At 54.1% G+C, this 10,481-nt stretch carries 11 protein-coding genes and 1 other RNA gene; 4 read left to right on the top strand and 8 right to left on the bottom strand.

The window, feature by feature from the left end:
• Positions 1-259 precede the first annotated feature (259 nt).
• From EKL29_RS10650 to smpB, 3 genes are all read right to left on the bottom strand, one after another.
• Entirely contained in the window at positions 260-1,501 is a 1,242-nt protein-coding gene (locus tag EKL29_RS10650) for an integrase (protein WP_126689622.1), read from the bottom strand.
• A 202-nt stretch (positions 1,502-1,703) separates the two neighbouring features.
• Positions 1,704-2,067: a transfer-messenger RNA gene (gene ssrA, locus EKL29_RS10645) on the bottom strand.
• Between the two features lie 44 nt (positions 2,068-2,111).
• The gene (gene smpB / locus EKL29_RS10640) at positions 2,112-2,594 is read right to left on the bottom strand and encodes an SsrA-binding protein SmpB (protein ID WP_033754058.1); all 483 of its coding nucleotides are present in this window, start codon (positions 2,592-2,594) and stop codon (positions 2,112-2,114) included.
• 159 nt (positions 2,595-2,753) lie between these two features.
• On the opposite strand from smpB, the gene EKL29_RS10635 reads away from it, so the two are divergent.
• Entirely contained in the window at positions 2,754-3,188 is a 435-nt protein-coding gene (locus tag EKL29_RS10635) for a type II toxin-antitoxin system RatA family toxin (RefSeq protein ID WP_120457458.1), read from the top strand.
• Complete coding sequence (locus EKL29_RS10630) at positions 3,181-3,474, top strand: RnfH family protein (RefSeq protein ID WP_120457459.1); 294 nt, start codon at positions 3,181-3,183, stop codon at positions 3,472-3,474. Before EKL29_RS10635 ends, EKL29_RS10630 begins: the two co-directional genes overlap by 8 nt.
• A 68-nt stretch (positions 3,475-3,542) precedes the next feature.
• Here the strand turns inward: EKL29_RS10630 and bamE are convergent, their stop codons facing one another.
• The 3 genes from bamE to nadK form a co-directional block, all read right to left on the bottom strand.
• On the bottom strand, positions 3,543-3,890 hold the full coding sequence (bamE, locus tag EKL29_RS10625; protein WP_126689621.1) for an outer membrane protein assembly factor BamE: 348 nt from the start codon (positions 3,888-3,890) through the stop codon (positions 3,543-3,545).
• Between the two features lie 195 nt (positions 3,891-4,085).
• A complete protein-coding gene (gene recN / locus EKL29_RS10620) occupies positions 4,086-5,747 on the bottom strand; it encodes a DNA repair protein RecN (RefSeq protein WP_120457463.1) in 1,662 nt (553 codons plus the stop codon).
• 83 nt (positions 5,748-5,830) lie between these two features.
• Positions 5,831-6,709, bottom strand: coding sequence for an NAD(+) kinase (gene nadK / locus EKL29_RS10615; RefSeq protein ID WP_120457465.1), 879 nt, complete (start codon positions 6,707-6,709; stop codon positions 5,831-5,833).
• Between the two features lie 123 nt (positions 6,710-6,832).
• On the opposite strand from nadK, the gene grpE reads away from it, so the two are divergent.
• Positions 6,833-7,414, top strand: coding sequence for a nucleotide exchange factor GrpE (grpE, locus tag EKL29_RS10610; protein ID WP_120457655.1), 582 nt, complete (start codon positions 6,833-6,835; stop codon positions 7,412-7,414).
• A gap of 59 nt (positions 7,415-7,473) precedes the next feature.
• Here grpE and ung read toward each other — a convergent pair whose 3' ends face one another.
• Positions 7,474-8,157 (bottom strand): uracil-DNA glycosylase, encoded by a 684-nt coding sequence (ung, locus tag EKL29_RS10605; RefSeq protein WP_120457467.1) that lies wholly within the window; start codon positions 8,155-8,157, stop codon positions 7,474-7,476.
• Between the two features lie 272 nt (positions 8,158-8,429).
• Here ung and grcA point away from each other — a divergent pair, with 272 nt between their 5' ends.
• On the top strand, positions 8,430-8,813 hold the full coding sequence (gene grcA / locus EKL29_RS10600) for an autonomous glycyl radical cofactor GrcA (RefSeq protein ID WP_120457469.1): 384 nt from the start codon (positions 8,430-8,432) through the stop codon (positions 8,811-8,813).
• A gap of 217 nt (positions 8,814-9,030) precedes the next feature.
• Here grcA and srmB read toward each other — a convergent pair whose 3' ends face one another.
• Complete coding sequence (gene srmB / locus EKL29_RS10595) at positions 9,031-10,359, bottom strand: ATP-dependent RNA helicase SrmB (protein WP_126689620.1); 1,329 nt, start codon at positions 10,357-10,359, stop codon at positions 9,031-9,033.
• Between the last annotated feature and the right edge of the window lie 122 nt (positions 10,360-10,481).

Below are 10,481 nucleotides of genomic sequence, written 5' to 3'. Positions count from 1 at the left end.
CGCTTACCGCTCATGGGCACCTCTCTTTAAGCCATCTTAAATGACTCTGAGGTGTCTGTTAAACCCGTGGCGATTCAGATATCAACAATGAGCCCTGATGCGTTGGCAGATACCATTATAAAAAACTGGTCAAGGAATATTGAAAGTATCAAATTGGCTTTCGATAACACAGTTGCTAGAAAAAAGAAAGTCAAAGGATAAAAGCCCGTATTATTAATAGTTGAATTATCAGCACCCATTATGGGTGCTGATAAAGGATTCATCCTACAAGACGTATTCCCCTAACCCCACTATTCACGATGCTGCCGCTATCTGCTGCTTTAACAAAATCAGCCCACCACTGCATCATCGGTCGTCGTTGCTCAAGATAGTCACTTCGATTGTAAGCGCGACGAACCTCATTCTTATCCACATGAGCAAGTGCAGCCTCAATAACATCAGGCGGAAATCCTTCCTCATTGAGTGCCGTACTGGCGATAGAACGTAAACCGTGTGATACGAGTACGCCTCCTAAGCCAGCACGCTTGAGTGCTGCATTCACTGTTTGGCTGTTCATTGGCTGGGTTGGTTTGATGCGACTGGGAAAGATAAATTCTCGACCACCGCTAAAAGACTTTATCATTTCTAGAATAGCGAGAGCCCCATCAGATAATGGAACCGTATGATCCCGGTTCATCTTCATTCGAGCCGCAGGAATTCTCCATTCGTTGGCATCAAAATCGATCTCATCCCATCGAGCTTCAGCGGCTTCGGCAGGGCGAGTGATGGTGAGAAGCTGCCACATAAACAGGCATCGCGTGGGCAAACTTATACTTGCTGTACGCATCGTTTGCATTAATTGTGGTAGCTGATCCGGGCGGATACTTGGCATGTTTTTCTTCTGCGGTTTCTCGAATGCTTTCCCTATGTTCACGCTGGGTACCGCATCAATCAGGCCAGTGTTCTGCGCATAAATCATGACTTCGTTAATACGCTGACAAAGGCGTCGGACAGTCTCTAATGCACCTCTGGCCTGAACCGGTTGAACTGCTTTGACCAGAGTATGAGCCTTAATCTCAGTGACACTGATATCACCGATTGCTGGGAAAACATCCCTCTCAAGCGAGCGCCAGATATCGTCGGCATAGTCTTCTGTTACGCTGGCTTTCTTCACATTCCACCAACGCTCGGCAACTAACCGGAAAGTGTTGGTTTTGGCCTCTTGAGAATTTCTCATCTGTTCTTTCTGATGTTCCTGAGGATCAATGTCTTTTGCCAATAAAACTTTAGATTCGGCTCTGAGTTTACGTGCATCAGAAAGTGAGACGGTAGGGTAGGCACCGAAGCTCTGTTTGGTTCGCTGCTTGGTTAGAGGCCGATAGTAACGAAATTGCCAGAGCTTACTGCCGCTGGACTTGATTAGCAGAGTAAGCCCATCACCATCATACAGCTGGTAATCGGCATCTTTAGGTTTGGCGGCTTTGATTTCCGTATCGGTTAACGGCTTGGTTTTTCTTGCCATGGGAGTCTCCATGCGTTTAGGCCCAACGAAAACAATAGAGCTTTTCGTTGGGCCTATCAATGGGCCTAAAAGGTTCGGATTTAATTAGTTCTCTTCGGACTTCGCGGGACAAATTGAGGGCACAAAAAAGCCCGCAGGGCTTGCGCCGTGCGGGCTCTTAGGACTTCATCGGATGACTCTGGTAATCACCGATGGAGAATTTTGGTGGAGCTGGCGGGAGTTGAACCCGCGTCCGAAATTCCTACATCCTCAGTACTACATGCTTAGTCAGTCTTTACATTCGCCTGGCAGCTGCGGACAGACACGCCACTGACAGACTATCCTGATTAGATTTAACGCTTCAACCCCAGGCAAGGCATCCACGCGATCTCTTTTGGGTTTGACCTCTCTTGATCCCCGTCCTAAGAGCGGAGGCTAGGGAGAGAGGGCTCTAAGCAGGTTATTAAGCTGCTAGTGCGTAGTTTTCGTCGTTTGCGACTATTTTTTTGCGGTTTTTTAGCGAGGCCTACCGCACCTCGGCATGCACCTTGGGTTTCGCAAATCCCGTCGAATCCAGAATCAGCCCCAGGAACCAACTACTCTAGCAAAAAACTTTAAAACTATCCAGCGATTAGCGGTTGCGATTTTTCATGATGCGCGCTTTATCGAGCTTCCACTCGCGCTCTTTGATGTCGTCGCGTTTGTCATGCTCTTTCTTACCGCGCGCCACGCCAATCTTCAGCTTGCACCAGGCGTTTTTCCAGTAAAGCGACAGCGCAACAACGGTATAGCCTTCGCGGTTAACGCGGCCATAAAGCGAGTCGAGTTCGCGCTGGTTCAGCAGCAGCTTACGGTTGCGCGTCGGATCGCAGACGACATGTGTCGAGGCGACCGCCAGCGGCTGGAAGGTGGAGCCGAACAGATAAGCTTCGCCATCGCGCAGCAGGATATAGCTGTCGCTGATGTTGGCTTTACCCGCACGGAGCGATTTGACTTCCCATCCTTGTAGCGACAATCCCGCTTCGAACTCTTCTTCAATGAAGTATTCATGACGGGCGCGTTTGTTAAGGGCAATAGTGGCAGAACCGGGTTTATGTACTTTTTTCTTTGTCATAGTGCGGCGTATTTTACATCACTTAAGCGGCCATCGCACCCCTTGTCCAGCGGGGCACCGGGAAACGGGATATTCTAGCACACCTCTGAAAGCGGGGAATTTTTGTTTGATCGCTGGAAATGCTACAATTCAGCGGTTTTGTGATGAACAGGAACCATTATGGCTCAGATTAGTCGTTCGGCGCTGGTGCCCTTCAGCGCTGAGCAAATGTACCAGCTGGTCAACGATGTGGATGCCTATCCACAGTTTTTGCCAGGATGCACTGGCAGTCGCGTGCTGGAATCGTCTGAAAATCAGATGACGGCCTCCGTAGACGTCTCAAAAGCGGGCATCAGTAAGACATTTACTACGCGTAACACCCTAACCGACAATCAACGTATCCAGATGCAACTGGTGGACGGCCCGTTCCGCAAGCTTACCGGCGGATGGCACTTTATCTCGCTGGGCGATGACGCCTGCAAGGTAGAACTCAGCCTGGATTTTGAGTTCACCAATATGCTGGTAGAGATGGCGTTCGGTCGCATCTTCAAAGAGCTGGCAAACAGCATGGTGCAGGCTTTTACCCAGCGCGCCAAAGAGGTCTACAGTGCCTGAGATCTCCGTTGAGGTGGTTTACGCGCTGCCGGAAAAACAGTATCAGCGCGTGGTCACGCTGGAAGAGGGAAGCACTGTCGAGCAGGCAATCGTCGCATCAGGCCTGCTTGAGCTGCGCCGCGATATCGATCTCAGTCGCAATAAGGTTGGCGTCTTTAGCCGGCCGGTTAAGCTGGGCGACACGCTACAGGAAGGCGACAGGGTAGAAATCTATCGCCCGCTGATTGCCGACCCCAAAGAGCTGCGTCGTCAGCGCGCAGAACGCTCAGCCAGCGGCAAAAAATAGCGGCAGTCAGAACAGACAGGCCAGAAATGCAAAAGGCGCCAGCGGCGCCTTTTTTGTTGCGTGTTCGATCAGTCACTCGACGTTGCTAAATTCGGTTTATTGTCGATATTGGTCAGCACGCCGTTGCTGTCGAAGGTGAGCGTCAGCGTCTGCTGCTTCACGCTTTCATGGCCTGGTTCCTGACGGAACACGTAATACCAGACGTTGCTGCCAAACGGGTCACGCATCATCGGCGTACCGAGCGTATAGGCGACCTGCTGCTGCGTCATGCCGTTGTGGATTTTCGCCACATCGTTGGCAACCAGGTAGTTGCCCTGGTTGATATCTGGGCGGTAAACCACGCGCTCAAGGGTGGAGCATCCGGCGGTCATCATCAACATTACCACTGCCGCGGCAGTCAGCGTTTTACAGCGCATCTCTACATTCCTTTTCTGGGGCCAAACGCCTTTTCTCAGGCTGTTTTTTTGCCATCAAATTCTGAACTCTGCCTGCGGCAGGCTTTATTATTCAGGCGACATAAGTTGCCGATGATAATAAACCTTTTCGCTATTGGAAACCTCTACATCGACAGAGCAAGCATATGACCACGCAGCGGGAAGAAAGTGCGACCCTCACGCCGCTAAAAGTTCTTTCGCGTTCGCGAGGGTATTGCGCGTGACTTCGCTGCCGCCCAGCAGACGCGCCAGCTCCTGTAAGCGCGCACGCTTGTCCAGCGCCTGCATATGAGTTTCGGTCATGGCACCATCGGTCTCTTTGCTGACAAAGAAGTGCTGATGACCACAGCCAGCTACCTGCGGTAGGTGGGTAACGCACATTACCTGGGTCGATTCGCCCAGCTGGCGCAGCAGACGGCCTACCACGGCGGCGGTCGGGCCGCTGATACCGACGTCCACTTCGTCGAAGATCATCGCCGGGGTTTCCATTTTCTTCGCGGTAATCACCTGGATCGCCAGCGCAATACGCGACAGCTCACCGCCGGAGGCCACTTTACCCAGCGGCTGCAAGGGCTGGCCTGGGTTAGTGGTAACCTGGAAGTCGATACGCGTCGCGCCGTCGGCGGTCAGATGATCGGGATTGAACGCGAGCGCAATGGTGAAACGGCCATGCGGCATAGAGAGCTGATGCATGCTCTGAGTAATCAACTGCTCCAGCTCGGCGCCATACTGCTGGCGCTGCTGGTGCAGACGTTCAGCGCTATGCAGCGCAGCCTGATAGTGCTCGCTAACTAACGCCTGCAGACTCTCCTGGTCACTCTCCTGCTGCGAAAGCAGCTCCGCTTCCGCCAGCAGCTGCTGATGCAGCTCCGCCAGGCCTTCCGGCGCAACGTGGTGCTTACGCGCCAGCGCGATATAGCGGGAGATACGCTGTTCCAACTCATACAGACGATTGGGGTCGAGGTCGAGACGATCAACGTAGTGGCGCAGCTCATCGCTCGCTTCGCTGAGCTGAATCGCCGCTTCTTCCAGCATATTTAGCACGCCGCTCAGCTTGTCATCGAGCGTCACCACTTCCGTCACCATCTGGCGCGCGGTGTAAAGCAGGCTGTTGAGGTTGCTGTCGTCGCCGTCGGCGAGCAGCTGCAGCGCCTGCTGGCTGGTGGAGAGCAACTGTCCGCTGTTGGCGAGACGTTTGTACTCTTCATCAATCTGCTCATACTCGTTCGCCTGTGGGGCGAAGTCGTTGAGTTCTTTCAGCTGATACTGCAGCAGTTCGCGGCGCGCCTCGCGCTCCTGCGACAGCTGCTGATGCTGCGCCAGGTTGCGGCAGCTCTGATGCCAGGCCTGATAATCGTTGCGCATCTGCAGCAGCAAATCGTCATGACCAGCGTAGGCGTCAAGCAGGTGTTTCTGATGGTCAGCCTTCAGCAGAAGCTGATGGGCGTGCTGGCCGTGGATCTGAATCAGCAACTGACCCAGATCGCGCAGCTGCGACAGCGGCACCGCGGTGCCGTTGATAAAGCCGCGTGAGCGGCCGTCAGCGCTGATAACGCGGCGCAGCAGACACTCATTGCCGTCATCCAGCTGATTCTCCTCCAGCCAGCGCTGCGCGGAAGGCGAGGACTTGAGGTTGAAGCGGGCGCAGAGGTCGGCGCGCGCGGCACCCTGACGCACCATGTCCGCTTCAGCGCGGCCGCCAAGGCACAGGCCGAGCGCGTCAATAGCAATAGACTTACCCGCGCCGGTCTCACCGGTAATCGCTGTCATACCGCGTTGGAAATCAATGTCGAGCTCACGAACGATAGCGAAATTACTGATGGTCAGCTGTGCCAGCATAGAATCACCTGTATGGAAAAACAGATATGGTTTTTCGTACAGTATAAACTGGTTTTTTATCCAGTAAAGAGGGCGCGCTGAAATTAAAACAATTTTTTCGACCAGCCCAGCTTTGAACTCAGGGTATTGAAATAGCTATAGTTTTTAGGGTGGATAAGATTCAGATGGTTCTCGCTGCGGCGGATCAGAACATCTTCTCCTTCCTGAATCGGCAGGGCGATCTGGCTGTCGCAGCTGATCTCTAAATCGCTGCGGCGCGAGGAAAAACGCAGCCGGATGGTGCTGCTGCTGTTGATTACCAGCGGGCGCGCCGACAGGGTATGGGGGAACATCGGCACCAGCGCGATAGCGTCGAGCGACGGGGTTAAAATCGGTCCGCCCGCCGACAGCGAGTAAGCGGTCGAGCCGGTCGGCGTAGAGATAATCAGGCCATCGGAGCGCTGCGAAAAGGCGAACACCTCGTCGATATAGACTTCGAACTCGATCATGTGCGCCACTTTGCCGGGATGCAGCACCACTTCATTGATCGCCAGGCCCAGACGCGGCGAGCAGTCGTCTTTGCATACGCGCGCTTCCAGCAGAAAGCGGCTTTCAACGAAATAGTTCCCCTGCAGCACCTCATCCAGCTGCTGCTGTGCATTGTCGGGATCAAGGTCGGTAAGAAAACCCAGATTGCCGCGGTTAATGCCGATTACCTTGATGTCGTAGCGCGCCAGCACGCGCGCCGCGCCCAGCATATTGCCGTCGCCGCCGACCACTACCGCCAGGTCCGCCTGCTGTCCAATCTCCGCCAGCGTGCCGGTCTGCGCATCCTGCAGATTGAGTTCCTGCGCGATCTGCTGCTCAATAATCACTTGATAACCTCTGGACGTCAGCCAGCGCCACAGCATCTCATGTGTCGTGAGAGCGGTAGGGTGACGCGGATGGCCTACAATACCAATGCAGTTAAAGTGTTTGTTCATTTGGTGGGTCTTTCCTCATAAGCCAAAACGGCAAGGCAATGTGATGGGTTCCCTTGAAACCGTCAAACCGATCCCCATAATAAGCGGACTGGCGAGATGAATGTGCAAAACGCGGAGAAATTCATGAGTAGTAAAGAACAGAACACCCCAAACGAGCAAGTCTCAGACGAAATTCAACAGGATCAGCAGCAACCTCAGGAAGCGGAGACGGCAGTAGAGGTGGATCCGCGTGATGAGCGTATTGCTCAGCTGGAAGCTGAACTGGCGCAGTCTCAGTCCGGCGTACGCGACGCCCAGCTGCGCGCGCAGGCGGAAATCGAAAACATCCGTCGCCGCACCGAAATCGACGTTGAGAAAGCGCACAAATTCGCGCTGGAAAAATTCGCTAACGAGTTGCTGCCGGTTATCGACAGCCTGGAGCGCGCGCTGGAAGTAGCGGACAAAGAGAATCCTGAGCTGGCTTCGATGATTGAAGGTATCGAGCTGACCCTGAAATCGCTGCTTGGCGCGGTGCGCAAGTTCGGCGTTGAAGTTGTCGGCGACACCAACGTGCCGTTTAACCCGGAAATTCATCAGGCAATGTCGATGATGGAATCGGACGACGTAGCGCCTAACCATGTGATGATGGTGATGCAGCGCGGCTATACCCTGAACGGTCGCCTGCTGCGTCCGGCGATGGTTGCGGTCGCGAAAGCCAAAAGCTAAGCACGAAAGCAAAGAGAATCAGACGGCCGCGCAGTGACGCGGCCGTTTTTATTTGCGGCTCAGCTGGCAGGCAGCTGCGGCATCCAGTCGATGGGCGTTTCGCCCGCCTGCTTCAGCAGCGCATTCGCCTGCGCGAAATGTCCGCAGCCAAAAAAGCCGCGATGCGCGGAAAGCGGCGAGGGATGTGGCGCCTGTAACACATGATGGCGCTGCCGATCGATAATGCTGCCTTTCTTCTGCGCGTGCGATCCCCAGAGCAGGAACACTACGCCTTCGCGATGCTCGTTTATGGCGGCGATCACGTTGTCGGTAAAGGTTTCCCAGCCGAAGCGCGCATGGGAATGCGCCTTGCCCGCCTCGACGGTCAGCACCGTATTCAGCAGCATCACGCCCTGTTTCGCCCAGCTTTCCAGAAAGCCGTGCTGCGGACGTTTAAAGTCAGGAAACTCCTGCTCCAGCTCTTTATACATGTTCTGTAAAGAGGGCGGCACCGGCACGCCGGGCAGGACGGAGAAGGCCAGGCCATGCGCCTGATTCGGGCCGTGGTAGGGATCCTGGCCCAGAATGACGACCTTCACGTCGCCCAGCTCGGTCAGGCGAAACGCATTGAAGACATCTTTCTGCGGCGGATAAACCGTCACGCCAGCCGCCCGTTCGTTAGCCACCAGTTTTAGCGTTTCATTAAAGTAGGGCTTCTCTTTCTCTTCGGCCAGCACGTCGTGCCAGGTCAGTTTATCCGTCATGATTTGCTCCCTTAAAGATCGGTCTCTTAAGCTTAACGTTTCACCGCGTCAGGTTGAAGGTAAAAAATATTTGAAATTTACAAAATATTTTTTAAACAAAAAGATTATCTGAATCAATTAATTGAAATTAGCAGTGAAAATCGCGGCTGTGGAAATTGACTGAGGTCAAAGCCTCTTCAGAGGACGGGTGTTATATCAGGCTATTAAGGTGATTTACCCATTTTTTACTTACCGCGCTGAGCAGAATAGCGCCTTGTTCTGGAGAACTGATTATGATCACAGGCATTCAAATTACCCAAACCAATAATCCCGATTTAATGAACTCCTTCTGGCTGATCGACGACGAAAAAGCGGAAGCGCGCTGCCTGTGCGCTAAAGCGGGCTACGAAGAAGATCAGGTAGTGGCAATCAGCGAACTGGGCGAATTCGCTTACCGCGAAGTGCCAATGGAGATGAAACCGCAGGTGCGTATTGAAGGCGGTCAGCACCTGAACGTTAACGTGCTGCGTCGCGAAACGCTGGAAGATGCGGTTAAGCACCCGGAGAAATATCCGCAGCTGACGATCCGCGTTTCAGGCTACGCGGTGCGTTTTAATGCGCTGACGCCGGAACAGCAGCGTGACGTGATTACCCGTACTTTTACAGAAAGCCTGTAACGGTAGAACTTTAGGCGGATGCAGAAAAAGCACCCACGTCGTTGTTAAATATATGTTGCTGATAAAAAACAAAATCTGCTTTTATTAACGTTAACAGCGTTGCCAGAACTGCATCCTGTAGCTCAGAGCCTTTGGCTAAAGGGGATAACGGCTGTTTTGCCCGCTTAACTAAAAAAAATCGCCTCAGTTGAGGCGATTTTTTTATAGCGGTGCTGATTTATTCCGCATCGCCGCTGGCTGGCGTGGCAGCGCTCGGCTTGCGGCGTTTGCCCACGTTTTTGGCATCGCGGTGACGCTTCTTCACGCGCGGTTTTTCCGCTTCGCTCTCTTTTTTCTCTTTCCGTTTCGCAAGCGCTTTTTTCGACGGTTTTCCGGTGGTTTTGGCGCTCGGCGCACGCGTAACCGGGCGCAGCTCATCAACGACGCGCGGCTTTAGCGGTTCGTTCAGGTAGCGGCTGATTTTACCCAGCAGCAGATGATCGTGCGCTTCTACCAGCGACAGCGCGGTGCCTTTACGACCGGCGCGCGCGGTGCGGCCGATACGGTGCAGATAGGTATCGGCGGTGCGCGGCATATCAAAGTTAAAGACGTGGCTGACATCTTCGATATCAATACCGCGCGCGGCGACGTCGGTCGCCACCAGCACGTTGACGCGGCCGTCGGTGATGCGTTTGATCGCTTCGGTGCGCTTGGCCTGCACCATCTCACCTTCCAGATAACAGCTGCGGATCCCCGCATCGTGCAGCCACTTCACCAGCTCATGCAGACGTTCACGCTTGCGCACAAAGACGATCGAACGTGTCACGTCCGGCTGCTTCAGCAGGTGGATCAGCAGTTTGGTTTTATGTTCCAGATCGTCAGCGCGGTAGTACCACTGCTGGATCTTTTTGCGTTCACGACGGCTCGGATCGGCTTCAACTTCCACCGGATCGTTAAGCAGACGCTCAGCGAAATCTTTGATCGCATTGCCTTCCAGCGTGGCGGAGAAGAGCATGGTCTGCTTACGCCAGCGGGTTTCGCCTGCGATGGTTTCGATATCCTGCGCGAAGCCCAAATCCAGCATGCGGTCGGCCTCGTCAAGAATTAAGGTCTCAACGGCGCGGCAATCGAAGTTCTCTTCTTTGATGTACTGAAGCAGACGACCGGTAGTCGCTACCACCACATCCTGGTTCTCGCTGAACACTTCCGCATGGTTCATATACGCCACGCCGCCGGTGATAGTCGCGATATCCAGGTGAGTATGTTTCGCCAGTTCACGTGCATGGTCGGCGACCTGCATCGCCAGCTCGCGCGTGGGGGTCAGGATCAGGATGCGCGGCGGGCCTGACTTTTTACGCGGAAAGTCGAGCAGATGCTGCAGTACCGGCAGGAGATAAGCGGCGGTTTTCCCGGTTCCGGTAGGCGCCGAACCCAGAACGTCGCGGCCCTCCAGCGCGGGCGGGATCGCCTCGGCCTGAATTGCTGTCGGGCGCGTGAAGCCTTTTTCCTGCAGGGCTTCCAGCAGGCTTTCGTCGAGTTCGAGTTCGGAAAATGTGGTTACGGTCATGGTCTACCTCAGTTTGGGGCGCTGATTATAGACAGATCAAACGCAATCTTCATCTGTTAATCCGCGGCGGCCAGCCCACTACGTGTATTCCTGAGGCTGTCACGTTACACTGAAGCGCTGCC

It is taken from the genome of Pantoea sp. YU22, assembly GCF_003970755.1.
GTDB classification, from domain to species: domain Bacteria; phylum Pseudomonadota; class Gammaproteobacteria; order Enterobacterales; family Enterobacteriaceae; genus Pantoea; species Pantoea piersonii.
Note: the sequence above shows the minus strand (reverse complement) of the source record. Positions and strands in the feature narration are given on the sequence as shown.